Annotated in this window: 29 protein-coding genes; 1 reads left to right on the forward strand and 28 read right to left on the reverse strand. The window is 46.4% G+C overall.

The features are described 5' to 3' along the window. Positions 1 to 115: 115 nt before the first annotated feature. From AAAT93_RS07790 to efp, 23 genes are all read right to left on the reverse strand, one after another. Positions 116 to 649: a hypothetical protein gene (locus AAAT93_RS07790; protein ID WP_227572907.1), complete on the reverse strand. Its 534-nt coding sequence runs from the start codon at positions 647 to 649 to the stop codon at positions 116 to 118. A gap of 41 nt (positions 650 to 690) precedes the next feature. Continuing rightward, a complete protein-coding gene (spo0A, locus tag AAAT93_RS07795; RefSeq protein ID WP_021984991.1) occupies positions 691 to 1,509 on the reverse strand; it encodes a sporulation transcription factor Spo0A in 819 nt (272 codons plus the stop codon). A 126-nt stretch (positions 1,510 to 1,635) separates the two neighbouring features. Next, the gene (gene spo0A, locus AAAT93_RS07800) at positions 1,636 to 2,430 is read right to left on the reverse strand and encodes a sporulation transcription factor Spo0A (protein ID WP_227572908.1); all 795 of its coding nucleotides are present in this window, start codon (positions 2,428 to 2,430) and stop codon (positions 1,636 to 1,638) included. Between the two features lie 129 nt (positions 2,431 to 2,559). Next, positions 2,560 to 3,636, reverse strand: a complete 1,077-nt coding sequence (locus AAAT93_RS07805; RefSeq protein ID WP_227572909.1) for a SpoIVB peptidase S55 domain-containing protein — start codon at positions 3,634 to 3,636, stop codon at positions 2,560 to 2,562. Positions 3,637 to 3,765: 129 nt separating this feature from the next. Next, the gene (gene recN, locus AAAT93_RS07810) at positions 3,766 to 5,451 is read right to left on the reverse strand and encodes a DNA repair protein RecN (protein WP_021984994.1); all 1,686 of its coding nucleotides are present in this window, start codon (positions 5,449 to 5,451) and stop codon (positions 3,766 to 3,768) included. Then, positions 5,442 to 5,891 (reverse strand): arginine repressor, encoded by a 450-nt coding sequence (locus AAAT93_RS07815; RefSeq protein WP_021984995.1) that lies wholly within the window; start codon positions 5,889 to 5,891, stop codon positions 5,442 to 5,444. Before AAAT93_RS07815 ends, recN begins: the two co-directional genes overlap by 10 nt. A 1-nt stretch (position 5,892) precedes the next feature. Further along, the gene (locus AAAT93_RS07820) at positions 5,893 to 6,729 is read right to left on the reverse strand and encodes an NAD(+)/NADH kinase (protein WP_118670818.1); all 837 of its coding nucleotides are present in this window, start codon (positions 6,727 to 6,729) and stop codon (positions 5,893 to 5,895) included. After that, a complete protein-coding gene (locus AAAT93_RS07825) occupies positions 6,722 to 7,561 on the reverse strand; it encodes a TlyA family RNA methyltransferase (RefSeq protein ID WP_021984996.1) in 840 nt (279 codons plus the stop codon). The genes AAAT93_RS07820 and AAAT93_RS07825 overlap by 8 nt, the downstream gene beginning before the upstream one ends. Before the next feature lie 21 nt (positions 7,562 to 7,582). Further along, positions 7,583 to 9,460, reverse strand: a complete 1,878-nt coding sequence (dxs, locus tag AAAT93_RS07830) for a 1-deoxy-D-xylulose-5-phosphate synthase (RefSeq protein WP_118670817.1) — start codon at positions 9,458 to 9,460, stop codon at positions 7,583 to 7,585. Positions 9,461 to 9,498: 38 nt separating this feature from the next. Continuing rightward, the gene (locus tag AAAT93_RS07835) at positions 9,499 to 10,386 is read right to left on the reverse strand and encodes a polyprenyl synthetase family protein (protein ID WP_021984998.1); all 888 of its coding nucleotides are present in this window, start codon (positions 10,384 to 10,386) and stop codon (positions 9,499 to 9,501) included. Next, complete coding sequence (xseB, locus tag AAAT93_RS07840) at positions 10,376 to 10,573, reverse strand: exodeoxyribonuclease VII small subunit (protein WP_021984999.1); 198 nt, start codon at positions 10,571 to 10,573, stop codon at positions 10,376 to 10,378. Before xseB ends, AAAT93_RS07835 begins: the two co-directional genes overlap by 11 nt. A 6-nt stretch (positions 10,574 to 10,579) precedes the next feature. Next, complete coding sequence (xseA, locus tag AAAT93_RS07845; protein WP_021985000.1) at positions 10,580 to 11,920, reverse strand: exodeoxyribonuclease VII large subunit; 1,341 nt, start codon at positions 11,918 to 11,920, stop codon at positions 10,580 to 10,582. Next, a complete protein-coding gene (gene nusB / locus AAAT93_RS07850) occupies positions 11,917 to 12,363 on the reverse strand; it encodes a transcription antitermination factor NusB (protein ID WP_021985001.1) in 447 nt (148 codons plus the stop codon). Before nusB ends, xseA begins: the two co-directional genes overlap by 4 nt. Before the next feature lie 11 nt (positions 12,364 to 12,374). Further along, on the reverse strand, positions 12,375 to 12,737 hold the full coding sequence (locus AAAT93_RS07855; RefSeq protein WP_021985002.1) for an Asp23/Gls24 family envelope stress response protein: 363 nt from the start codon (positions 12,735 to 12,737) through the stop codon (positions 12,375 to 12,377). A gap of 132 nt (positions 12,738 to 12,869) precedes the next feature. Then, positions 12,870 to 13,505, reverse strand: a complete 636-nt coding sequence (locus tag AAAT93_RS07860; protein WP_021985003.1) for a SpoIIIAH-like family protein — start codon at positions 13,503 to 13,505, stop codon at positions 12,870 to 12,872. A gap of 10 nt (positions 13,506 to 13,515) precedes the next feature. Further along, positions 13,516 to 13,911 carry a stage III sporulation protein AG gene (locus AAAT93_RS07865; RefSeq protein WP_021985004.1) on the reverse strand — a complete coding sequence of 132 codons (396 nt, stop codon included), beginning with the start codon at positions 13,909 to 13,911 and terminating at the stop codon, positions 13,516 to 13,518. A 4-nt stretch (positions 13,912 to 13,915) separates the two neighbouring features. Next, positions 13,916 to 14,386, reverse strand: a complete 471-nt coding sequence (locus AAAT93_RS07870) for a stage III sporulation protein AF (protein ID WP_021985005.1) — start codon at positions 14,384 to 14,386, stop codon at positions 13,916 to 13,918. A 2-nt stretch (positions 14,387 to 14,388) separates the two neighbouring features. Further along, on the reverse strand, positions 14,389 to 15,636 hold the full coding sequence (locus tag AAAT93_RS07875) for a stage III sporulation protein AE (RefSeq protein ID WP_227572910.1): 1,248 nt from the start codon (positions 15,634 to 15,636) through the stop codon (positions 14,389 to 14,391). A gap of 94 nt (positions 15,637 to 15,730) precedes the next feature. Then, positions 15,731 to 16,117: a SpoIIIAC/SpoIIIAD family protein gene (locus tag AAAT93_RS07880; protein ID WP_021985007.1), complete on the reverse strand. Its 387-nt coding sequence runs from the start codon at positions 16,115 to 16,117 to the stop codon at positions 15,731 to 15,733. Between the two features lie 11 nt (positions 16,118 to 16,128). Beyond that, positions 16,129 to 16,323, reverse strand: coding sequence for a stage III sporulation protein AC (gene spoIIIAC, locus AAAT93_RS07885; protein ID WP_021985008.1), 195 nt, complete (start codon positions 16,321 to 16,323; stop codon positions 16,129 to 16,131). Between the two features lie 19 nt (positions 16,324 to 16,342). Continuing rightward, complete coding sequence (locus AAAT93_RS07890) at positions 16,343 to 16,864, reverse strand: stage III sporulation protein AB (RefSeq protein ID WP_118734006.1); 522 nt, start codon at positions 16,862 to 16,864, stop codon at positions 16,343 to 16,345. 14 nt (positions 16,865 to 16,878) lie between these two features. After that, positions 16,879 to 17,841, reverse strand: a complete 963-nt coding sequence (gene spoIIIAA / locus AAAT93_RS07895; protein ID WP_227572911.1) for a stage III sporulation protein AA — start codon at positions 17,839 to 17,841, stop codon at positions 16,879 to 16,881. Between the two features lie 175 nt (positions 17,842 to 18,016). After that, positions 18,017 to 18,577, reverse strand: a complete 561-nt coding sequence (efp, locus tag AAAT93_RS07900; protein WP_117780999.1) for an elongation factor P — start codon at positions 18,575 to 18,577, stop codon at positions 18,017 to 18,019. Between the two features lie 445 nt (positions 18,578 to 19,022). On the opposite strand from efp, the gene AAAT93_RS07905 reads away from it, so the two are divergent. Beyond that, complete coding sequence (locus tag AAAT93_RS07905) at positions 19,023 to 20,387, forward strand: citrate/2-methylcitrate synthase (RefSeq protein WP_021985012.1); 1,365 nt, start codon at positions 19,023 to 19,025, stop codon at positions 20,385 to 20,387. 148 nt (positions 20,388 to 20,535) lie between these two features. Here AAAT93_RS07905 and AAAT93_RS07910 read toward each other — a convergent pair whose 3' ends face one another. The 5 genes from AAAT93_RS07910 to AAAT93_RS07930 form a co-directional block, all read right to left on the reverse strand. After that, the gene (locus AAAT93_RS07910; RefSeq protein ID WP_227572912.1) at positions 20,536 to 21,696 is read right to left on the reverse strand and encodes an esterase/lipase family protein; all 1,161 of its coding nucleotides are present in this window, start codon (positions 21,694 to 21,696) and stop codon (positions 20,536 to 20,538) included. A 58-nt stretch (positions 21,697 to 21,754) separates the two neighbouring features. Continuing rightward, complete coding sequence (locus AAAT93_RS07915; protein ID WP_021985014.1) at positions 21,755 to 22,045, reverse strand: hypothetical protein; 291 nt, start codon at positions 22,043 to 22,045, stop codon at positions 21,755 to 21,757. A 115-nt stretch (positions 22,046 to 22,160) separates the two neighbouring features. Then, positions 22,161 to 22,958 carry a DUF3169 family protein gene (locus AAAT93_RS07920; RefSeq protein ID WP_227572913.1) on the reverse strand — a complete coding sequence of 266 codons (798 nt, stop codon included), beginning with the start codon at positions 22,956 to 22,958 and terminating at the stop codon, positions 22,161 to 22,163. Further along, positions 22,951 to 23,166, reverse strand: a complete 216-nt coding sequence (locus tag AAAT93_RS07925) for a helix-turn-helix transcriptional regulator (protein WP_117781281.1) — start codon at positions 23,164 to 23,166, stop codon at positions 22,951 to 22,953. Before AAAT93_RS07925 ends, AAAT93_RS07920 begins: the two co-directional genes overlap by 8 nt. After that, positions 23,153 to 23,893, reverse strand: coding sequence for a hypothetical protein (locus tag AAAT93_RS07930; protein ID WP_227572914.1), 741 nt, complete (start codon positions 23,891 to 23,893; stop codon positions 23,153 to 23,155). The genes AAAT93_RS07925 and AAAT93_RS07930 overlap by 14 nt, the downstream gene beginning before the upstream one ends. Positions 23,894 to 24,618: the final 725 nt, after the last annotated feature.

Here is a 24,618-nt window from a genome sequence, read left to right on the forward strand (position 1 = left end):
ACAAATTCCACAGATAAAAGTATCATATCACATTCATTTCTCCAAGACAAGTAAAACCACTACATACCAGCACGCAAAAAGGCACCATACAAACTGCTGTATGGTGCCTGCCTTTTTATTCCCAATCATCAAAATCCTCATAATCATCATACGCGCCATTGGCATAGTTCTTCGTATAATTGATATTGCTTGACCGCTTCTGCTTTGGCTGCGGACGACTGGATTCCCGTTTTTTGTTGTTCTGCTTCTTCTTAACCGATTTCTGTTCCTTTTCTAAGCGCATCTGGACCTTATTTTTGTCCGGAATTGCGATCGTAGGCTTACTCTCCTTTGGACGGGATGGCTTGCTTCTTCTGCCTCTGTCTTCCTCATCCTCATCCTTTTTCGGAAACTTAGGAGCACCTCCGTAGTTTCGGTTTGGACGCTCATTTCTCGGTGGTCTGTCTCCATATGGTCTGTCACCGTATGATCGGTTTCCGTTTCCACGCGGTGGTCTGTCTCCACCTGCCTGTCGGTCACCTCGCGGTGCGCCGGAACGATCGGATTTCTGGAATCTTGTTCCTCCACCTGGTCGTTTCTCCCGATCAAAATATTTTCCTTGTCCTCTGTTCATGCTGGAACCACCTTCTCTTGTTCCTTCCGTTGCCACGTCTTTATCTCCTTTCGTAACTTTTGCATGGATTTTATTTTTTAGCTTGCATGCATTTTATACTCAATCCTCAGCTTGTCCGCGATCAGGGCAATAAACTCGGAATTCGTCGGCTTTCCTTTTCCTGCACTCACCGTATAGCCAAACATATCCTCGATGACTTCGATCTTGCCTCTTCCCCATGCCACTTCAATCGCATGACGGATGGCACGCTCCACACTGCTGGACGTCGTCTTGTATTTTTTCGCTATACTTGGATACAACAGCTTCGTTATATAATTGAGCATATTCATATCATTGACTGCCATCATGATGCCCTCACGTATGTACTGATATCCTTTGATATGCGCTGGAATACCGATCTCACGGATGATCTCCGTTACGTCGTTCTCCATCGTATGCATACCATAGTCATACACATTGTTGGCTGGCAGTTTGGTATCCTCATCTTCGCATCCTTCCATCGGCTCCCCAACCTTTGCAAAGTCTGCAATCTGTATAATTCGTTTTGCCAGTACCTTCGGATTACAAGGCTTCATCATATAATAATCGGCACCCAGATTAAATGCCATATTGATGATCCGGCTCGATCCCACGGTCGACAGAAAAATAATCTTCAGCTCCGTCAATGACGGATTCTCCCGCAGCTGCTCTAATACTTCCAGTCCGTCTACGTTGGTAATGAACACATCCATCAGCAACACATCCGGCTGTGCCTGCAGCACCTGATCATACACCTCATTTCCATCCGCTGTACAGCAAACGATATCGAATCTCTCCCCATTATAGGCTTCTAACTGCCGGCCAAGCATCTCATACCCGGCGTCCGCAATCATCACCCTGATTCTCTCCGTATTCATATTATCCTCCCCTTCTTGGAACCAACCTCCTATCAATCAAAATTAACCATAGGAAGATGATATAATTTCAAAATACCATTGTCAAGCGCATTTCCACAGAAATTTTCTTTTTGTGGATAATTTTGTCTACGCGCTTTTCATCTTCGATTCGAGTCGTATTTTGTCGGCGATAAGTGCTATAAATTCCGAGTTCGTCGGCTTCAGCTTTCCCTGCTGCAATGTATATCCAAATAGCTCATGCATCGTGTCGGAATTACCTCTGCTCCATGCCACCTCAATGGCATGCCGGATGGCACGTTCCACACGGGATGGTGTCGTTGCGTATGCCTTTGCAATCGAAGGATAGAGCTGCTTCGTGATGGAATCGAGGATATCCATATCCTGTACTGCCATCAGGATAGAGCTGCGCAGATACTGGTATCCCTTGATATGTGCTGGCACGCCTACCTCATGAATGATTTCCGTAACCTTTACTTCGAGCTTTGTCTGCAGTTCTTCTCCTGCATCCTCCGGCTGGCAGATACTCATCCCCGTCTGTTTGCCACGCGCTAAGGTCAGGATTTCCTTTTCCAGATCAAGATCATTATATTCTTCATCGATAAAACGGACGAAAATATGATCAACATTTCCCCGGCATGTATTTTGTGCAAATCGAATCTGACTGGCATTCCCCTGCAACAGGAAGCGGTATCCACGGGTTCCCCATCCGTCGACCTCTTCCATCACTGCCAGTCCATCCAGATTCGGCAACAGGAAATCCAGCAAAATGACATTTGGATTTTGTGCGCGAATTGCCGAAACTGCGTTTCCGCCGTCTGAAATAATATCGCACACGCAAATATCCTTATTCTTTGCAAGCTGCTGTCTTAATTCCGTCGCTGCCTTTGTATCATGTTTTATGATAAGCACTTTTGTCTTCATAAAACTATCCCCCTCTAATCTTGATATCAAAGACATTATAGTTTCATTATTTTGCGAGGGCAATACATAATAAAACGCAAGTTGCGACAGTAAATATTGACAGCATTTTCGGTCAATTTTTCCCATTTTTTACTGCATCATTTCTTCGATGAAAATGCCGTAGCCTCGTGTCGAATCGTTGACAAATACATGTGTCACTGCCCCGATCAGCCTGCCATCCTGCAGGATTGGTGTGCCGCTCATTCCCTGCACAATTCCGCCGGTCAGAGAAAGCAATGTCGAATCGGTTACCTTAAATTCCATACACCGTCCGTTCTCATTGTCAGAATCGACTGACACAATCTCGATTTCGTATTGTTTCGACTCCCCGGATACCGACGAAAGCAGATACGCGGTTCCGACATGCACCTCTGATTTTCGTCCAACTGCCACCTGGATGTCCTGCGTATGTGTCTTTTGCTGTCGTTTTGTCAAGTATCCGTGAATACCAAAGGCACTATTTTCCTCCACGCGCCCGATCACATACCGTCCGGTATAATTGATGATGCCCTCCAGTCGTCCCGGCTTATCCGCTTCCGGCTTTTTGATGCGCACGATCGTCGTCTCATACACCGCGCCATCGGACACGCGGAACATAATTCCTGTGTCGTTGTCGTTGATGCTGTGTCCAAGTGCAGCAAACCGTTCTCCATCTGTATAGGTGATTGTTCCGATTCCGGAAATATCATCCTTTACCCAGAGTCCAAGCGCATAGCTGCCATCCTTTTTCTTTACCGGTGTTACACGCACCGTCCGGTACTCATTTTCCCGGCAGACACGAAGCAGCAATTCGTGTCCTTCGCTTTGCTGTACCAGTTCCAGCATTGATTTTTTATCGTCCACACTCTGTCCATTGATACGCATTACATAATCGCCCGGCGACAACAGATTCTCACATGGATTGCATGTGATTCCCTGTTCGTCCACAACCGAATTGACGCCGATCACCATTACACCTTTTGTTTTCACATAGATTCCAACTGGTTCTCCTGACGGACAGACCATGCATTCGTTCTCCCCTTCACTTGATACAACCGGCAGTGAATCCGCCTGCGTCTCCACATCTGTATCTCCTCCCTTTGCGAACAGGAACTCCCGGTTATGATACCCTAAGATGCCAAGCACTATCAGCAACAGTACAACTAAAAAGATTCGATACTTTCTCACATCGTTTCCTCCTCTCCTGATTTCATTTCTTTATTTCAAATCGCTTTATTTCATATAATTTGTGCTATAAAAAAGAGTACATAGATTCCTCCATGTACTCTTAGTATCGAATATTTCATTCTATGTAATTCAGTTTATTTTTGCCTGTTCTGCCAATCCTTTCATCTCGGTCACAGTGTGAATCGTCGTCTCCGTGATTTTTGCACCACCGATGAGTCTTGCCAGTTCTTCAATTTCCTCTTCCTTTGAAAGTAACCGGATGCTGGAAATTGTTTTCTCATTTTCCACATTTTTTTCAATCAGATAATGTGCATCTGCCATCGCTGCGATCTGGGAAAGATGCGTGATACAGATAACCTGATGCTGCCGTGACAGGATCGACATCTTCTCTGCCACCTTCTGTGCGGTTCTGCCACTGATACCGACATCGATCTCATCAAAGACAAGTGTCGGTGTGTCGTCCTGATTTGCAAGACAGGATTTCATTGCCAGCATGATTCGCGACAGTTCACCACCGGATGCAACCTCATGCAGCGGACGCATCGCTTCACCTACATTCGTCGAGATATAGAAGCACGCATCATCGTAGCCATTTGCAGAATAATTCGGGGATGTCTCAAACCGCATCTCAAACCGGACCATATTAAAGTTCATATCCTCCAAGGACTCCCGGATCTTCTTACAAAGCTTTTCCGAAAGTGCCCGTCTGTGCTCGGATAATACCCGGCAGCTCTCTTCAAGCTTCGCCGTCTGTTTCTTCCATTGTGCCTCAATCTCCTGCATATGCTCCTCATAGCCAGAAAGAGCATCATATTCTTTCTCGAAAGCTGCAAGGCTTTCCAAAATCTGGGAAATGGAATTTCCGTATTTTGCCTTTAAGGAATTGATCTGATCCAGACGACTTTCCATCTCACGAAATTGTCCTTCATCAAACTCCATATCCTTCATATACTCACTGATCTCACGATTAAAGTCTGACAGCAGACCATCGGCATCCTCTAAGATACCAGCCGCATCGGCAAGCTCCTCGTCCAGTTCCGTGAGTCTGCGCATATCCTTGATCGCACGTCCTAGCTGTTCTCCCGCAGAAGTAGCTCCATATCCGGTCAGTGCATAGATGTCGTTTGCATATTGCAGGATTTCCTTTGCATTGACCGCCTTCTTGTACTGCCGTTCCAACTGGACATCCTCGCCATCGACCAGCTTCGCATCTTTGATTTCCTTAATCTGATACTGCAGAAAATCCATGCGTTTGTTTTTCTCTGCCTCGTCCATGCTGCCTTTTTTCTTTTCTTCTTCAAGTTCCCGGTAGATATGATAATCTTCCTGCACCTGTTTTTTCAACTTCTGGATATCCTCCCCGCCAAAACGATCGAGTATCTCTAGATGCTTTGCTGGCTTTAACAGTGTCTGCTGCTCATGCTGTGCATGCAGATCGATCAGAAGCGATGCGATTTCTTTTAACCGCGTAATCGTCACCGTCGTATCATTTACCCGGTTGACGGTTCTGCCATTCGGCGATAACCGCCGGGATATCAGCAAAGTACCGTCCTCATCCGGTGTCACCTCCAGCTTCTCAAGCGCTTCCACAATTGCTGGCTGGTCAACCGAAAATACAAGCTCGACCAGTCCATCCTTTGTGTCATCCCGCAACAGTTCTTTCGGGAATTTACCGCCCAGACAGATTCCCAGAGATCCAATGATAATAGATTTACCAGCACCCGTCTCTCCGGTCAGAATATTCAGCTGCTCGTGAAAATCAATGTCAATCTCCTCGATCAGCGCTATATTTTTTATGTGCATTGTCAACAACATTTTTTTATCTCTCCAATTATATGTTCTGCCTGCTGCCCATCTTTGATCGCCAGAAACAGCGTATCATCGCCTGCAATACATCCCATAATGCCTTCCACCGACAGATTGTCGATTGCAGCACCAACCGCCATCGCCATACCGGATACAGTTTTGACTACAATAATATTCTGTGCGGCTTCAATCGAAAGAATACACGATGCCATCACATGCTGATAGGATGCATGTGTTCCGGTATCAGGTTCCAGACTTGCAGCATAACGATGCTTCCCACTTCCGTAGGAAACTTTTTCCAGTTTCAATTCCCGTATATCTCTCGATACAGTTGCCTGTGTTGTCTCAAATCCAAGTGCCTGTAAACGTCTGGTAAGCTCTTCCTGCGTGTCTATCTCATATTCCGATATCAATTCCAGCAATGCCTGCTGGCGTCTCTGCTTACTCATGTTAAGCGCCTCCTATTTTTTCCCGAAGTACACTATAAAAGCTGACATCATACATTTTTATCAATCGGATCTCACGCTTCGAGCAGGTCACTTCCACGCTCTCACCCGCAGATAATTCGATATTGTCTGCTCCGTCAAAGGAAACGATTGCTTCTGTCTCCTGTGTTCTCCGTTTCTTGACAACCTCGATCCGTATACGGTCTGCACTGTCAAACACGACGCTCTTGGAGGTAAGCGAATGCGGAGAAATCGGTGTCACAACGACTGCCTTGGATTTCGGGCTGATGATCGGTCCACCGGCGGACAAATTATATCCGGTCGAACCAGTCGGCGTCGCCACAATCACACCATCTGCCTCATACGTGTCTAACAACTGCTCATTTACATAGATATTCAGACCAATGATCCGGGAAAATCCTGCACGTGTGATCACCACATCGTTCAGGCAGGAAAAGGATGTCTCTCCCTTGCGTCCCTCAATCATCATCCGTTTTTCTATGCTGTAATCGTCCGCCAGCAGACGGTCGATTGCTTTATATGCGTTTGACTCTTCCACCTCAGTTAAAAAACCAAGCGTTCCGAGATTGACGCCCATAAGTGGAACATCATAGGTTCCAATGCTGTGTGCTGCACGGAGCATCGTTCCATCCCCGCCAAGCACGATCACAGCCTCTACGCCTCCCATGTATTCGGGCTTGATCGTCGTGCCATTGTAGTGCTGCTCATCGCTCACCACAACCGCCTGCGCACCTTTTTCCCTGATGTACGCAACGATATCCTGCGAAAGTTTTAAATTGATGTCTTTGTCAGTATTTGCGACGATTAAAAACTTATTCATTGCCCGGTTCCTTATCTAACGTATCATGTGAAGCTGTAACAACTGCTTTTATATCAATGGATGAAGCATCCACGATTTCCTGATCTTGTTTATTCTTGGATAAGAATAATAAATACTCAATATTTCCCTCTGGTCCCTTCACCGGAGAAAAATCCAGTGCCAGCGGATAAAAATCAATCGAAGAGGCATAGTCCATCACCATGCGGATCACCTCTTCATGGACAGCGCGGTCACGCACAACGCCCTTTTTTCCTACCTTTTCCCGTCCGGCTTCAAACTGCGGCTTGATCAGACAGACCACCTGTCCATCCTCCGTCAGAAGATTCTTCACCGGAAGCAAAACCTTCGTCAACGAGATAAACGATACATCAATCGAAGAAAATGCTGCCAGCTCGTCAATATCCTCCGGCACAACATAACGGATATTCGTCTTTTCCATGCAGACTACCCGCTCGTCATTGCGAAGCTTCCACGCAAGCTGTCCATGTCCGACATCGATTGCGTAGACTTTTGTCGCTCCGTTTTGCAACATACAATCTGTAAATCCGCCGGTCGAAGAACCGACATCCATGCAGACTTTGCCAGACAGTGTGATCGGGAATTTCTGCATTGCCTTTTCCAGCTTCAGACCGCCGCGGCTCACATACGGCAGAGTTTTCCCCTTTACCTCGATCACCGCGTTCTCTGGAAATGTCGTCCCAGCCTTATCTTCTTTGTTGCCATCTACATATACAATTCCCGCCATAATGATTGCTTTTGCTTTCTCTCTCGAAGGCGCCAGTCCTTTCTCCACAAGCAATACATCCAGCCGCTGTTTCTTCTGCTTCTCCATCGTTCTTCCTCTATATTATTTCTATTTCAAATGTTTCTTATAACACGGTACAATCTTTTCTGCCAGTCCCTCTGCATCGATCTGCATATGGTGCCTTAACTCCGGAATTGTTCCCTGTGGCACACTCAGAAGTGGAATCGCTCCGCTGATAAATGTATACTGTTCCGGACTGTTTTTCTCTGCCAGATACGCATGCAGCTTCTCGCCATATCCGCCCTGCATGATCGTATCCTCCAATGTTACAAAGACGGTATGCGTCTTCATCAGCCGGTCTAAAAGCTCCGTATCAAGCATCGACTGGAACCGCACATTGACCAGTGTCACAGGAATCTGCTTCGCCTCTAACCGTTCCACAAGGCGGTCTGCTTCCTCCATCATATGTCCACAGGAGAACACTGCCACGCCAGATGCCTCCTGTATCACTTCACTCTTTCCATAGACAATCGGCGTCTGAATATCCGCATGTCCCTTATACGCACTGCCTCTTGGATACCGGATTGCAATCGGTCCATCATATGCATAGGCATAATCAAGCATTGCCTCCAACTCATACCGGTTCTTCGGAGCCAGTACGATCATATGCGGCATATGCGACAGATACGCCAGATCATAGATACCCTGGTGCGTCTCTCCATCCTGTCCGACAAGACCGGCACGGTCAATCGCCAAAATCACATGCAGCTTCTGCAAGCACACATCATGTAGAATCTGGTCATACGAACGCTGCAGGAACGAAGAATAGATTGCCACGACAGGCACCATACCTGCGGCAGCCATACCAGCAGCAAAAGTTACCGCATGCTGTTCTGCAATTCCCACATCGAAAAACCGCTTTGGGTACGCCTCTTCAAATCGTACCAGTCCGGTTCCCTGTGCCATCGCAGCCGTGATCGCTACAACATCCTCATGTGTCTCTCCAAGCTTCACCATCTTCTTCGCAAAAATATCGGTGTAACAGCTTGTCTTTTTCGCGGCAAGCACCTTACCGGATATCCGGTCAAACGGCGCAATCCCATGGAAATAATCCGGGTGCCGCTCCGCATAGCCATAGCCTTTTCCTTTTTTCGTCTTCACATGAATAATAATCGGTTTATCCAGCCGGAATGCATGCTGAAATGTCGTGATCATCTGATTGATATCATGTCCGTCAATTGGTCCGACATACGTGATTCCAAGCTCCTCGAAAAACATGCCCGGCACAAAAAACTGTTTGATATTATCCTTCGAGCGCTTCAGTACCTTCGCAATCTTCTTTCCGGTTTTTGACCCCATCAGACTGCTTTCCACACCGGTTTTTAACTCATTGTACGCATTTCCAAGCCGGATTTCATTCAGATACTTGGACAGACCGCCGACGTTTTTACCGATCGACATATTGTTGTCGTTAATGACAACGACACACCCGGTTTTCAACTGCGCAAGCCCGTTTAACGCTTCATACGCCATACCTCCGGTCAGTGATCCGTCACCAATCACAACGGCGACCTTCTCATCCCCGCCGCACAGATCTCTGGCGATTGAATACCCCATCGCCGCTGAGATACCAGTCGAACTGTGTCCGGTGTCAAACGCATCGCACGGACTCTCGTTGCGTTTTGGGAACCCGCTTAAGCCATCGTACTGCCGCAGTGTCTCAAACGCATCCTTTCTTCCGGTCAGGATCTTATGTGTATAGGATTGATGTCCGACATCAAAGATCAGCTTATCTTTTGGGAAATTCATCACTGCATGCAGTGCCATCGTAAGCTCCACCGTACCAAGATTGGACGCCAGATGCCCACCATGTATACTTACTTTCTCAATCAGAAAATCCCGGATCTCTGCTGCCAGTGCCGGATAATCCTGTCTTTCTATCTGCTTAATATCGTTTTCTTTTGTTATCTTCTCTAACATATGCATTTGCCTTTACCTGTCATAAATATGCTTATGCGATCAGGTTAATGGTCCCGGTTGATCAAGCTTTTTACAAGCGCGATCATATCCGCTTTTGCCCCCTCATCCCACGCTTTTATATTCTCCAATATACGGATCGCTTTCTCGGACATTTCTTCCACGTACTGCTTTGCAGCATCCATTCCGTGCAATGTCACATAGGTCACCTTATGGTTTTTATCATCCGAATGTAATGGTTTGCCAAGCAACTGCTCGTCCCCGACCAGATCTAAGATATCATCCTGCACCTGAAACGCAAACCCGACTGCATAGGCGGCCTCATCTAACTGTGCGACAACCGCATCATCTGCACCAGCAAGATATGCACCACACATACATGCCGCCGCGATCAACGCGCCTGTCTTATTCTCATAGATAAACGCAAGCTGATCTTCATCCATCGGAAGTCCGGCACGCTCCACATCAAGCACCTGTCCGCCAACCATACCATAGATACCAGCTTTTTTTGCAAGCACCGCAAATGCCTTCTCCACATTGGCATCGCCCGGCTTCACCGCAAATCCCTGACACGCAGTTTCAAATGCAAAGTTTAACAATGCATCTCCGGCTAAAATCGCCATATCCTCACCAAACTTGACATGCACGGTCGGAAGTCCCCGGCGTAGCGCGTCGTTGTCCATCGCCGGAAGATCATCATGCACAAGGGAATATGTATGGATCATCTCCATTGCCGCCATAAATGGGCGCACCAGTGCCTCCTGCGGTTCCTTTGCAAACATCTCATAACACAGACGGAGCATCATCGGACGCAGCCGTTTGCCGCCTGCTTTTACCGCATAATTCATCGCAGCCAGCACAGTTTTCTGATGTCCGGTCTCCTCCGGCAGATACGCCTCTATCATCTCTTCAATTGCCTTGGCATCATACTTCATCTAATATCTTTATCTCCTTTTCCACACCTGCAAGTTCTTCCTTACAGGCATTCGCAAGCTCCACGCCCTCTGCATATAACGTCATGGAGTCTTTCAGATTTGTATCGGGATTTTCCAGAAGCTTGTTGATCTCTTCCAATCTGGCAAATGCTTCCTCTATGTTTAATTCCTTCTTTTTTTCTGCCATGTTGTTTTATTCTCCTTGTACACCATTTGTATCTGCTTCCACAGAAACGACCGTCGCATGGATTCTGCCATCATGCAGAGTAACATGAAGCGGATCGCCTGCCTGCATCTGTCCCGCTGACATTACAGGCTTTCCCTCTGATTCAAGATATCCGAACCCACCTACCAGCTTGGCTGTCGGTGCGTTGCCATGCAGTCTTGTTAACAGCAGATGCAGTTGATGTTCATATTCTTTAAACTTAAGCTGGATCCGGTTTTCAAGTCGTTCTCTGCTTTGCTTCAGCTTCTCCTGCTGCTTTTCGAGTTTTGCTCTCGGATTCAGTGCTGCCAGTTGCTGCATATACATCTGCAGCTTTGTCTCTTTCTCCTGCAGACGTCCCTGCATCCGGAGCCGTAATTCCCGCTCACAGGAATCCAGACGTGCCTGATAATTCTGTTTCTTATTTGCCACGTGATAATTCATTGTCCGCAGCCGAAGCTCGATTGTCCGTAAAATATCATCGATCAGTGGAACGGCTGCAGTTGCTGCTGCCGTCGGCGTCTCGACACGCAGATCTGCCGCATCATCTGCCAGCGATGTATCACCCTCATGTCCAGTTCCAGATATGATCGGCGTCTTCGCCTCATAGATTGCACGGACAACTGCCTCATCGTCAAAGACCTCCAGATCTTCCCTCGATCCACCGCCTCGTCCAATGATAATCGTATCCACGCCCAATCTGTCGAGTCTGCGGATACCCTGCACGATCAGCTCGCGCGCATTTTCGCCCTGCGCCCGCGCATCACAGACGATCATCTGCACATAGGGATTCCGCCGATGTGATACGCTCATAATATCCTTATACGCATTCGTACCTATGGAGATCACGACGCCGACTGCCCTTGGATATTTCGGAATCGGCTTCTTGATCGCCGTATCGAAGATACCTTCCTGTCCCAGTCTGCGTTTCAGCTCTGCATAAGCTTCGCCATGCCAGCCACGCTCTTCACGCCGCTGTACAGACACGGCATTCACACTGTACTCACTTTTCGCATCATAGATAGAGCAGCTTCCCTTCACAATCAGGATATCGCCCTGCTTGACCGTCGTCAGATTGAGCTTTGCCGCGACACTTTTCCACACATTCACACGCAGGATTCCGTTGTACGGCGCGCCCTCTGGCAGATCGCCCGGAGCTGTACAATCCTTGAGTGTGATATACAGATGCCCGGTCGGACCTTTGCTGAAGCTTGACACTTCCCCTTCAAAACAGATGTTTTTTAACAGATAATCATTTTTTATTATATTGCCAATATACGAATTGACTTCCCGGACAGAAAATACTTTCTTTCCATTTTCTACTCTCATGGTTCCTCAACCTTCGCCAATACTGCGTTGATAAATCCGCTTGCATCTGGATTACAGTATTTCTTTGCCAGTTCTACCGCCTCATTGATCGCTACGCGGAATGGAACTTCCTCATCATAGAGCATCTCATAGAGTGCCAGACGCAGGATTGCAAGTTCCGGCTTGCCCAGTCTGCCGATCTGCCAGCCATCAGAGATCTCGCTGATCTTCTCATCGAGTGCCGGAAGCATGGAAAGAATCTTGTGGGACTTGTCTGCAATGTAGGCAAGATCCCCCTCTTTTACCTTTCCCGTTTCTGTTATCGCAACATCCTCCGGATCTTCTTCCGGTTCTTCGATCTTACTGATTGAATAACGGATCTGTTCTTCCATCTCTTCCTGATTGTTGAATTCTGCCTTAAATACGATCAGAAAAATATTTTCTCGTATGCTTCGTCTTGTCATAATTAACCGCCTTACTCTTTATTCATCTTGATGCCGGATACGACAACATTTACCACGCGCACATGCAGTCCGGTCATATTCTCGATTGCCTGCTTTACCTTCTCCTGCACGCCCTCGGATACTTTCTTGATGCTTGTACCATATTCAACTTCCAATGAAACATCTACGACTACATTTCCATCTGTGATCTCTACCTTCACACCGTTGGCAAGATTCTTCTTACCAAGCTTTGCAACAAGCTCCTTCGAGATATTTCCAGTCAGCTTGGAAACACCTTCTACCTCGATGGCTGCAATCCCGGCGATGGATGCCACCACGCCGTCTGCTATACTGATTTTACCAATTTTTTCTTCTTCATTTATCATATCGCTCATAATTGCCTCCTTATCTTATCCTTCCTACTTTATTTCATTGCATATGTAAAATATTATACCCAATTTATGCATATTATGCAACTAAAAAGCCTTGCAACTGTGCAAGGCTTTCTGCTGATTTCTACAATTTTATTACTGTGCCAGTGTGATGACGATTGCGTCCACCGTACATCCGGTCTTTCTTGTTACAACATCCTCGACCTGTGCCCGTTTTTCATCCGGCAGATCGGTACAATTTAAGATAACATCCACGCCAGAATCGCCAATCGACACGATCGCTTCTCCGAAGCCCTTTGCCGCAAGGATTGACTCTGCTTCCTGTTCTTTCTCCGCATCCTCAGTCAGCTTCACATATGCATCGGTGGCTGCCTGTACCGCCTGTGCATCCATGCCATCCCCGTTGATGATCTCCAGCAATGTCTCCTTGTTCTGGCTGCGGCTCTGCTCCCGGTTTAATTTGATTGACACGAAATTATTTGCCGCATTTGCTGAGGTCAGCACTGCTTCCCCGATTTTTTCCTCCTCCGAGTTCAGCTCGATATACTCATCCTCCGGAACATCAGAGACCGTCAGCTCGCCGGACACAATCTCCGCTGGTTTTGCATCTGTCTCCGTCTGCTCCTCTGCAAAGGCAGATTCAGTCGGTTCCAGCTCGCCCGGTGCCAAATCCAGTTTATTGCCGGAGAAATTTATGTAGCCTGCCACACCAAGCAACACGGTAAGTGCCCCGATAATAATCTGGTTTCGTTTCATGGTTTTTTTCTTCATAAAAACCTCCCTAATTTTTTACCAAAACCGCCACCTTATGTGCCGGCAGATCAAAAAGCGCGCATACCGCCAAGGTAATATCTGCAATCGTGGTACCTGTGACCGCTTCCTTTTTAATTGTGATCAACACGCCCGTGATCGTCTCTGTGCCGTCAGATCCATAATACGTCTGTGTGCGATCCCCTGCATAGATCAATACGTCAACCATGTCCGCACCGTAGGTATCCGCAAGCAGCTCCCGCAGACGCACCTCATAGGAAGCGGTTGTGTCAGACGAAGATCCGGTCTGCCCCACCGCGGTCTGCACCGTCTTCTGCGGCATCACGATCACAAGCAGTAAAATCCCGCACAGTACAACCAGAATTACCTTGTTCCATTTTTCATTTTTCTTAAATTTCCACTCCATATTCTCACCGTCTTACTACATATATACGAGCATCCTCCAGATTATAGACATCCGAAATGTATTTTTTTATTTCTTTTTCCATCTCTTCTGTTGCCTTTGCCTCACTTATGTAAATCGTGCATTGCAATAGCTCTCCACCGGCATCCGTTATGATCGCAACATCCTCAACCGAATAACCTTGAAGTTCTTTTTTGAGTCCCTCCCGGATGCCCATACCATAATAATCCGTGATGCTTCCGCCGACTCCTGCGACGGACTCCTGTCCTTCCACATGCTCGATCTCCTGCAACAATTCCTGCAGATCTCCGCTTCCAAATTCAAACAGGAATTTGAGCGGACTTGCAAGCAGCACAATCACGACCAGTCCAATGAAATACCGGATATATTGCTTATATTGATTGGACGGCGCCATATGCGTCACAATCGTTGCGAGCAATAGATAAAAGATCAGACTTTTCATCCAGCCAAACAGCATAGCTACCCTCCTATTCCATTCGTTGCCCCCGACATGATCGCGAGAGTTATGATAAATAAAACGAGTGCACTTGCCAGCGCCTGCATCAGCATGCCGATTCCATTTGCCAGCGCCGTCGTGCCATCCACATACCGCTTATCGCCCATCGGCTGAATCAGCGCGGTTGTGATCCGCACCGTAAACATCAGCAAGAAAAGCTTGATGATCGGAATCAGACAGATGCCGGACAGAATCAGGATACCTGTGATACCGATACTATTTTTTACGATCATGCCACACGCAAGATAGGTGCCTGCAAGCACCGATACGACGCTTCCCGGAATCGCAGTTAATGCCCGGTTCACCGCCGTTTTCCCAAGGATGTCCATCTGCGGCTCCAGCAAGCCCTTGATCACATTTAATCCGATCACTACGACGATGATCGTCCGCAAAATCCATTTGATCAGGCTCTGCACAAGCTCACACAGTTTCGAGAAGCTGTCCTCTTTTTGCAGGTTGTTCACAAGTGCCACGATTACATAGAATTCAATGAGCGGCAGCACCAGCCGGATAATCACCGCCTGTATCAGCCAGATTCCGACCAAAACGAGATTGTATGTGCCGCCTGCCGTCGTAGCATGTCCGATAAACTGCAACACAAGCAGAAACGCCGGAACTAACAGCCGTACTGCAACGAGCACCTTGTCGAGTGCCGCAAGTGTAATCGAATACGCCATCGAAAAGGACGTCAGCAACAGCGATGTCATCAGCATATAAGTAATATAGAATCCATTTTCACTGATAAACCCTCCCGCAAAGGAGTTCGACAGATTCACAAAGATGCTTCCGATCAGGACGATACCGACCAACTCTAAGAGCAGCCCTTTGTTCTGCGACAGCTCGCCGAAAAAAACGCTGCTGATTGTCGCAAGCAATGCCGATAACACCGACTTATTGTCACCCTCCACCTGTTTTTTTACCATCTCCGTAATTGGCATAGCCGTCTGAATGCCCTGTTGCTGCAACGCACGCTCCACCTCATCCAGATTCAGTTCATCGAAGATGGAGTCATAAATCACATTCGTCTGCTGTCCTGATTCTGTTATTGTCTGAGAATTGTATGATTCCTGTGTTGTTTCTGTCGTGGCTACCTGTCCACTCTGCTCTTGTGTGGCTTCTATCGTAGTTGCCTGTCCATCCAGCTCCTGTGTAGTTTCTGTCGTGGTTTCTGGCAGTTCCTGCGCCCGCGCAGGCAGTACATGGATATCCACAAAAAAGAAAATGGCCAGTACCACTACCAGCCATCTGCAAGTGAAATATGTAGTTGTATGTGTGGTTCGCGGATTCATTCGGCGGTTTCCTCCATCAATTGATCAACGACAGTACCGTCTGCACGACCTGCATGAAAACCGGAAGCGACACGACCAGCATCGTAAGCTTTCCAAGCAGCTCAATCTGGGATGCAACCGCACTGTATCCGGCATCCTTGCTGATACTCGCCGCAAACTCACAGATATAGGCGATCCCGATCAGCTTGACCAGGATCACCAGATAGGTACTGTCCATCCGGATCTTGTCCGTCAAGACTTCAATACCTGAAAGCATCACACGCATCCGCGACACGCAGATAAATAACAGCACAAGGCACACCGCCACACTGATAAATGTGCTGTACTCTGGATTTTTAGATTTCAAGGACAACGCCAAGATTACCGCCACGATTGCAAATACCATCGTCACTCCCAGATTCATACTCTGCCCCCTTAAAATCCAAACAATGTGTTGATGTCCTGAAACAGCTGATTGACATAGGGAATAATCCACGTCAGTACGATAATCAGACCTGCAAGGCTCACCAGATATGCCTGATCGTCCCTGCCAGAATGCTTCAATACCTGATTGATGAGTGCCACGACAATTCCAACGGCTGCAATTTTAAAAATCAACTGAATCGTCATTTCCATTCCCCTGCATCTGCTAAATCAAGATTATAATCAATAACACACCTGCGACACTTCCCACCACAAGCGACAATCGCATACGATCTTTTGCCTCTGCCTCCAACTCCCGAATATGCCGTCCCAGATCTGCCTGCAGCAATGCCAGTCCCTCTTCCTGTGCCTGTACATCCAGATATCCGATAGTCTGTCCCAGGTTATATATATATTCCATATCCTCTTGTTTTAGACCGGAACTCTCATACAGCTTGTCTGCATGTTCTATCCAGATCTGATCAAAATCGGCAGCCACTTCCGTATAAGAATATGCCTGTCTCTGCTGCGCCTCCATGAGTGCCTGTGAAAGCTCTGACAGCCACGCGGCATATGGCTGGCGGCATTTTTTTGCAACACGGACAAATACCTGTGCCAGAATATCTCTCCGATACCGAAGCTCCGCCGTGGCAACGGAAAGCACGCGGGCGTATTCCTGCATTTCCTTTACACGCCTGCGAATTGCCATCGCGCGCAAGATTCCCATTGTCACACAGCCACCAAGCACACAGATGATTCCAATCAGTTTGCAACCGACAGCGAACCAATGTATAGCTCATTTCCCCTCTCGTCAAAAATCGACTCCACCGTTCCGATGCCCGCACTTCGTCCAAGCACGATGTAACGTTCAAACACCTTCTCCTCGACCAGCTTCCGAAGCACCGGACGCGTCCGGATATCATCGATCGAGTCGCCATGGATTGTCGCCAGAATCCCACAGCCACAGTTGATGACATAGGAAATTGCATCAATATCCTCCCGGCTGCCGATCTCATCGACCGCAATCACCTTCGGACTCATCGACCGAAGCAACATCAACATCCCCTCCGCCTTGGGACACCCATCTAAGATATCCGTGCGGAGTCCGACATCATTTTGCGGAATTCCCATGTAGCAGGCGGCAAGCTCTGAGCGTTCGTCCACCACGCCGACATTCATCCCTCTGCAATAACTGTTCCCATCCGATATCAGCCGCACCAGATCCCGCAAGATTGTCGTCTTTCCACATCCCGGCGGCGATATGATCAGTGTGTGCAACAACCTGCCATCCTTGATCACATATGGCAGCAGGCAAGTCGCACAGCCCTTGATCTGATGGGATACCCGAATATTAATAAACGATATATGCTTCACGTTTCTTACTCTCCCATGCTCCAATACAACCTGACCGGCAACGCCGACGCGATGCCCGCCACACACTGTCACAAACCCCTGTCTCACTTCATCCTCATATGCATACAACGAGTAATCGGTCACTGCATCAATAATCCCCCGGATATCATCCGCAGTTACACGATATGCTTTTTTTCGATCGAGTGTCAGTCCCCCACAATTCTGCACAAAATATTCTCCCTGCACAAAAACCAGTATCAACGGCTCGCAGATCCGGAACCGAAGCTCTATCAGGGAATTATAATCTATGTCAATCTGATTGATTATGTACCGAATACAAGGGGGGAGTAATTTCAAGATTTCATTTTTCACAGCATTCACCCCTACCATATATATATGCGGGATGCGGAAATATATGATTGTAAATTTTTGATTTTATCCGGATTGCAGATCGCACAATTTCTGCATGGCGGCATATTACACAAAAAAGCACGCTCCGAAACGGAACGTGCCTTTGATCATTCTGATTCAATTCGTAATTTTTAAATTACTTTGCTCTTGAAAGATACTTTCCTGTACGTGTATCGATCTTGATAATCTCACCCTGGTTGATAAACAGAGGAACATTCAATGTTGCACCTGTCTCAACTGTACATGGCTTTGTAGCGTTTGTAGCTGTATTTCCTGCTACACCCGGTTCACACTCTGTAATCTCAAGCTCTACAAAATCAGGACCTTCTACTGCAAATACATTTCCTTCGTAGATAGAAATCTTACATGTCATGCCTTCCTTAACAAACTTCATAGCGTCACCAACTACGCTCTCATCGACAGGAATCATCTCGAATGTCTCCTGATCCATGAAGTAATACAGGTTACCATCTCTGTAAGAGTAATCCATATCCTTACGCTCGATATATGCAGAATCGAACTTTGCTGTAGGGTTGAAACTTGTCTCTCTGATTGCACCTGTGATAATATTCTTATACTTTGTACGAACGAATGCAGCACCCTTACCCGGCTTTACATGCTGAAACTCTATTACCTGACAAGGCTGACCATCACATACAAAAGTCACACCATTTCTGAAATCACTTGCTTCCATAATTATCCTCCTAAAATAACATATACATTCGAAATTAAATACATTCAGTATCTTTGTTATTCTAATATACCTAATAAAAATTTTCAATAACTTTTCCGGAATTTCTGAAATTTTTCATTAAAAACCTATAAAATCCCCTATTTTACCATTCGGTATGCATCCAATTATGCTGTTTTTTTCGTATATTTTATATTCAATTTACATTTTTTGTATAATTTTCACAATTTGTTCACGGGAAATGGTTTGCCAAAATATTGAAATTATAGTATGCTAGTATACAAGTTATCGCAAACCGCGATAAACATATAGCATAAAATTCGCATATATCATATATGTGCAATTATCAGACTGTGTCATTGTCTATCAGCATGTACTTATTGCATTGTTACATTTGCTGGTTTCAGCGTCTGCAATGCATCATTAACAAATCAGATAAGGAAGTGAATATATGAATCAACAGGAATTTTCAGCAGTCACACCGGAGTTCGAGCGTTTGGCAAAATTATGTGAAAGCCACGATGTGATTGATCCCGAATTGTATACAAAATATCAGGTAAAGCGCGGGTTGCGTGATTTAGATGGTAAAGGAGTTCTGACAGGCCTTACAGAGATCTCCACAATCATCTCCTCCGAGGAGGTAAACGGTGTCACCATACCAATCGACGGCCAGCTCTACTACCGGGGAATTAACATTTATGATCTGGTCAGAGGCTTTACTTCCGAGAAACGTTTTGGTTTTGAAGAAACTGTCTATCTTCTGCTCTTCGGTGAGCTGCCGAACAAAAAAGAGCTTGCAGATTTCAACACGCTGCTCGGTTCCTACCGGAAGCTGCCACATTATTTTGCAAGAGACATTATATTAAAAACACCGACACCCGATATCATGAATGCTCTTGCGAAAAATATCCTCACACTCAGTTCTTACGATACAAACGCCATGGATGTCAGCATTCCGAACGTCCTTCGTCAGAGCATTGAGCTGATTGCGAATTTCCCGGCGCTTGCCGTGTACTCGTATCAGGCATACCGCCACTACGAGCTTGGGAAGGGACTCTATATCCACAAGCCAAAGCCGGAGCTTTCCACTGCCGAGAATATTCTGCGCCTCCTGCGTCAGGATAAATCTTATACCGATACCGAGGCAAAGGTGCTCGACTTAGCGCTCGTACTCCATGCGGAGCATGGCGGTGGTAACAACTCCACATTTACAACACACGTTGTTACTTCCTCCGGTACGGATACCTATTCTTCGGTCGCCGCTTCTCTCTGTTCTTTAAAGGGGCCAAAGCACGGCGGCGCCAATGTCAAGGTAAAGCGTATGTTTGACGATCTGAAAGAGCACGTCCGTGACTGGGATGATAAAGATGAAATCCGCCAGTATCTGTGCGATATTCTGGACAAGAAAGCCTTCGACCGTTCCGGACTGATCTACGGAATGGGACATGCCGTATATTCCATCTCCGATCCACGTGCGAATGTATTCCAGACCTTTGTCGGAAAACTATCTGAGGAAAAGCACAAAGAGAAAGAATACAAATTGTATATGGATGTCGCTGAGATTGCGAAGGAAGTCATCGCAGACAAGCGCAAGATCTATAAAGGTGTAAGCCCGAATGTCGATTTCTACAGCGGTTTCGTATACACCATGCTTGATCTGCCGGAAGAACTCTTTACACCGATGTTCGCAGTCGCCCGTATCGCCGGCTGGAGCGCCCACCGTATTGAGGAGCTCATCAACGTAAACAAGATCATCCGCCCGGCTTACAAATCGATCGCGGAAAACCGTGCATATACACCGATTGCAGATCGGTAAGAAATTATCGAACCAGAATCTAATCAGGAAAATGGTAAAGGGGAACGATTTCTCGTTCCCCTTTGTTTTTGATATTCCACATTCTTTTTTCTTAACTAACTTCGTACCCAACGGGGCCAAAGTTAAAATCAGACGTTTTCTCCCGTTTCTACAACCCTCGTTCTTTAAGCTTTGATACAAGCTGCACATAGAATTCCCGTACATCAAATCCCGGAATATCCTCGCGGTTCAAGTCGATCACATCGCCGTGTGAAATTCCCCGCTTGCCCTTTACAGTCAGGAACTGGTAGTCTTCTCCCCACGCAAAAGACTTCTCTCCAACCAGACCATCATTCGGTCCGTCAAACCGCTTAACAAGCAGATACGACAGATTGAGCGGGAATCGTCCGGATGATGGACGGTTCAATTTCGAGCCAAAAGACTGGTAATAAATCCCCGGTGCATCCTTTGCCTCTTCATTAAATTCCGCACAGTTTGTAGAAGTGAGATCATGGACGGCTGCCATGAAATCCGGATTCGTATCTCCAAGCTTTTCCGCCCCTACGTTGTATGCTTTTTCAATCGCCTTTTGCTGTGCCTCCGGAATATTGTCTAATAAATAATCGGCAAATTCACAGCCTCTGTGTGGCGTGTTGATTGTCGTAAGTGACGCAATATAATCTCCTGCGGAAGTAAGTGCGATTGCCGCTCTCGTATCAAGTCCACCTTTGGAATGCGCGATCACATTTACCTTCTCACAGCCGGTTTCCTCGACAATCTGCCTGATACGTGTCTCTAATTCCTTTGCACTGTCCCGCACAGCCGCGGCACTGTTATGGTTTCCGTAATAGATCTTCGCACCATTTTCCGTAAGCTCCGCCGGTATTCTGCCCCAGTAATTTAGGTGTTCAAAATCCCGGAAGAACACGCCATGCACCATAAGTATCGGATATTTTGTTTTACATATCTGCTTATCTGCCCGCGCAGCATTTCGCTTCGCACGCAGCTTCTCGAACTTTACTTCCCGTCTTACCGTCCGGATAATGATATGCAGCATCACCAGATGCGCAATCGGAATCCAGCCACATATAAGCCCCAACACACGCCAGCGGATTCCCAGCTGCTGTGATGTCAGATACACGCTGATCATTCCAATCCAGAATATCGTAATCTCAACCAGGAAGATAATACACAGACGGATCAGCCAGTATTTTTTCTCTACCGTAATTCCTGCCGGACCATTCGCAAACCATCGCTCATAGAATCCGCAAAACCCAAGAATCAGATAGATGGCTGCAAGCAATGTTGTCACATAAAATATCTGCAGCATGTTTTTACCAAAATTACATATCTTCAATTTTCCTGTCATTGTTTTCTCCTATCGGCATCTATCCCTGCAGTCCTGCTGACTGACGGATCATATCCTCGACAACAATATCGTAGATCTCGCCAACTGTACTGCAATACTCCAGCACCTTCCAAGGCTCATTTGTATGAAAATGAATCTTCACCAGATCCTCGTCTCCAGCCGCGATCAAGCTGTTTCCCTCGATATGATCCGTGATATAATCTGCAATTTCATCCTCATCCAAATCCTTATCTCTCCGGTCGATCAGCAACTGCGTATCATACCGATATGCAAACTGATCATCTTCTGCATCAATTGAATTCATTCCCATATTCGTTTCCTCCATCTTCAATCTTTACTCTGCTTCCGTTATTTCCTTCGTAAACACATGTCTTCTCCAATTCCAGCGTAGCCGCTTCTAGTTCAGCAATATCCAGCTTGCAGTGTTATCTGCGTCGCTCCAGCTTCGCTGCACGCATCATGTAACTTACATTGTTCACAAGCAGAATCATACATACATATACAAATCCCATAATATCTGTCTTAAACAAAAATGTAAAGATAAATATGACAATACACAAGATCAGGCATACCACATTTGTGCTCAAAAATGCCTGATACCCTGCACGGTACACAATCAACCGTTCTGCTTCATCACAAGAACTCATCCACACCTTATGAAACTGGAAGTCTAATGCATTTCCACGTTTTTCCGGATTTAACTTTTTCTCAATATCAACAGTAAGTTTCGGAATCAGAATCTCAATTGCCATCGTTATCACGAACAACGCAACAGCAATCACCCACATCGCGGACTGATATCCGCTCACTTTTCCATATCCTTTTTCTACATCATATAAGAAGCAGAAAAACAGACAAAGCTCTATAATCGAAAAAATGTTTGACATGATCATCGGTACATTCAACTTATCCTCCAATGTATCCCACAGATCATCATTTTCACGATCTTTCTGTAACTGTTTATATAATGCACTACATCTTGTATACGCGATTACCGGAAGCAAGCATCCAAGAAACGATACAACCGCGAAAAGTATCGGAATCGCATCAAACGCAAATGCTCGGATTGCTGTAACAACCGCGTCGAAACTCTGCGTCTTTTCTACCTTTCCCATGATTTTACCTACAATATATCCCGCCAGAAAACAAATTGCCAACGCGGAAATCAAAATGATTAATGCCTTTTTTGTTGATTTTTCCTTCGTTTTCTTATCTTTACTCATCTTCCGCACCCTCCGTATATTCAAAGATATCTTCCACAGTCACGCCGCATGCTTTTGCAAGCTTCAACGCTAATGTGACCGACGGCGAATAATCGCCACGTTCAATCTGACTGATTGTCTGGCGCGATGTCTGCACCAAAGCACCCATCTCCTGCTGATTGACTCCGAGCTTCGACCGGTATTCCTTCAAATGATTATTCAGTGGCATCGTGATTCTCCTCTCCACCATGATATTTCGGATTCACAAACACAAAGGTTTCCCACACCTTTTTATTTTTCACTCCTCCAAAAATCATGTTTCCGTACAGATTTGAAAATATCACTGCATAGCAGATTCCAAAAGCAAGATTATCCATTGCCATCCAGCCAACAGTGAACCCGACAACAGCCCCAAGAAGATATCCGAATGCAACATTCTTTTTCTCCTTTGGATCCATATTCTTCTTGTAAACAAGTTCATCTCCCCACTCGATTCCAGCCCAGAATCCGTCGCTCATACAGCCTTTCATGTAGTTGCGGATCATATCCTCAATCTTATTTTTCTGGTCGGACAACGTATCCGGCAGATACCATAAAATAAGCTTCATCGCAGCTTTACTATCTTCAAAAATCTCTTTCAATTTCCTGACAGCTTCCTGACTCTCCATCCGCCGTTCACCTGCCATAGCTTCTGTCTCTCCGGCTTCTATAAAATAATCCTCAATCCTCTCAAACACATATATTCCGACCAGTTTTTTCTCCTGATAAATGCCGCACACCTTTCCGTTACTTACCAGTGCCTTGTCTACAGCTTTTTTTATATTCTCACTGGATGCCTCAATCGGTACTGCCTCGCCCACATGGGCGCCCAGCTGGAAATCCTCTCTATCCACACGCTTACCCTTGATCGTATAGATTTTCAGCTTCTTATCCGCTTTTACAGTTCCAATCTCCATATCACACACTCCATTCTTCCGCGCCCTTACATAATTGCATTGCCCGGTTATTTATACTCACTCTTTTTATACTTGACAACTATTCTTGTCATTTGTGCACGATCTATATATAGCATATGACAAGTTTTCTTGTCAATATATTTTGACAACTTTCTCTGTCATTTTTTCGTTTGCTTTCCTCTACCCCGGGTGTCACCACATCGTGGGTTTTTCCGCTCGCATTCCACTCCTCACGCCCAGTTTTCTCTCCGTCACCTGCCTATTAGTTTCCGGTTTGGGTTGTCTCACTTGCTTTTCTCTCCCCAAACCCACGCCATGGGTTTTTCCTCTCGTTTCTTACCCCACACGCCCAGTTTTCTCTCCTCCACCTGCCTATTAGCTTCTAGTTTGGGGTTTCTCGCTTACTTTTCTCTTTCTACGCCCACGACGTGGTTTTTTCCGCTCATATCCTTCTCCTCACGCCCAGTTTTCTCTCCGCTCCCCATCAATCAGCTTCCGGGGTGGGTTTTCACGCTTGTTTTTCTCTTCCTGCACCCACGACGTGGGTTTTCTCCCTTGCAAACACCCGCGCACACCAATTTAATAAAATGTATCTAACCATGCGGTCAACTCATATATAATATGTTTGGAATTTAGAAGTTCTTGATGTTCTGTTTGATACACAGCAATACCTGAACACGATGTTCAGGTAAGCCGCCACTGAGCCATGGACGGCGAATTGGCGG

Source organism: Coprococcus hominis (ex Arizal et al. 2022) (genome assembly GCF_040094675.1).
GTDB classification, from domain to species: Bacteria; Bacillota; Clostridia; order Lachnospirales; family Lachnospiraceae; genus Coprococcus_C; species Coprococcus_C hominis.

Excerpts from the sequence above, each read along its gene's own strand:
- spo0A (WP_021984991.1), bottom strand. The coding sequence starts at position 1,509 with ATGAATACGGAGAGAATCAGGGTGATGATTGCGGACGCCGGGTATGAG.
- spo0A (WP_227572908.1), bottom strand. The coding sequence starts at position 2,430 with ATGAAGACAAAAGTGCTTATCATAAAACATGATACAAAGGCAGCGACG.
- recN (WP_021984994.1), bottom strand. The coding sequence starts at position 5,451 with ATGTTGTTGACAATGCACATAAAAAATATAGCGCTGATCGAGGAGATT.
- AAAT93_RS07815 (WP_021984995.1), bottom strand. The coding sequence starts at position 5,891 with ATGAGTAAGCAGAGACGCCAGCAGGCATTGCTGGAATTGATATCGGAA.
- AAAT93_RS07820 (WP_118670818.1), bottom strand. The coding sequence starts at position 6,729 with ATGAATAAGTTTTTAATCGTCGCAAATACTGACAAAGACATCAATTTA.
- AAAT93_RS07825 (WP_021984996.1), bottom strand. The coding sequence starts at position 7,561 with ATGGAGAAGCAGAAGAAACAGCGGCTGGATGTATTGCTTGTGGAGAAA.
- dxs (WP_118670817.1), bottom strand. The coding sequence starts at position 9,460 with ATGCATATGTTAGAGAAGATAACAAAAGAAAACGATATTAAGCAGATA.
- AAAT93_RS07835 (WP_021984998.1), bottom strand. The coding sequence starts at position 10,386 with ATGAAGTATGATGCCAAGGCAATTGAAGAGATGATAGAGGCGTATCTG.
- xseB (WP_021984999.1), bottom strand. The coding sequence starts at position 10,573 with ATGGCAGAAAAAAAGAAGGAATTAAACATAGAGGAAGCATTTGCCAGA.
- xseA (WP_021985000.1), bottom strand. The coding sequence starts at position 11,920 with ATGAGAGTAGAAAATGGAAAGAAAGTATTTTCTGTCCGGGAAGTCAAT.
- nusB (WP_021985001.1), bottom strand. The coding sequence starts at position 12,363 with ATGACAAGACGAAGCATACGAGAAAATATTTTTCTGATCGTATTTAAG.
- AAAT93_RS07855 (WP_021985002.1), bottom strand. The coding sequence starts at position 12,737 with ATGAGCGATATGATAAATGAAGAAGAAAAAATTGGTAAAATCAGTATA.
- AAAT93_RS07860 (WP_021985003.1), bottom strand. The coding sequence starts at position 13,505 with ATGAAGAAAAAAACCATGAAACGAAACCAGATTATTATCGGGGCACTT.
- AAAT93_RS07865 (WP_021985004.1), bottom strand. The coding sequence starts at position 13,911 with ATGGAGTGGAAATTTAAGAAAAATGAAAAATGGAACAAGGTAATTCTG.
- AAAT93_RS07870 (WP_021985005.1), bottom strand. The coding sequence starts at position 14,386 with ATGCTGTTTGGCTGGATGAAAAGTCTGATCTTTTATCTATTGCTCGCA.
- AAAT93_RS07880 (WP_021985007.1), bottom strand. The coding sequence starts at position 16,117 with ATGAATCTGGGAGTGACGATGGTATTTGCAATCGTGGCGGTAATCTTG.
- spoIIIAC (WP_021985008.1), bottom strand. The coding sequence starts at position 16,323 with ATGACGATTCAGTTGATTTTTAAAATTGCAGCCGTTGGAATTGTCGTG.
- AAAT93_RS07905 (WP_021985012.1), top strand. The coding sequence starts at position 19,023 with ATGAATCAACAGGAATTTTCAGCAGTCACACCGGAGTTCGAGCGTTTG.
- AAAT93_RS07910 (WP_227572912.1), bottom strand. The coding sequence starts at position 21,696 with ATGCTGCAGATATTTTATGTGACAACATTGCTTGCAGCCATCTATCTG.
- AAAT93_RS07915 (WP_021985014.1), bottom strand. The coding sequence starts at position 22,045 with ATGGGAATGAATTCAATTGATGCAGAAGATGATCAGTTTGCATATCGG.
- AAAT93_RS07920 (WP_227572913.1), bottom strand. The coding sequence starts at position 22,958 with ATGAGTAAAGATAAGAAAACGAAGGAAAAATCAACAAAAAAGGCATTA.
- AAAT93_RS07925 (WP_117781281.1), bottom strand. The coding sequence starts at position 23,166 with ATGCCACTGAATAATCATTTGAAGGAATACCGGTCGAAGCTCGGAGTC.
- AAAT93_RS07930 (WP_227572914.1), bottom strand. The coding sequence starts at position 23,893 with ATGGAGATTGGAACTGTAAAAGCGGATAAGAAGCTGAAAATCTATACG.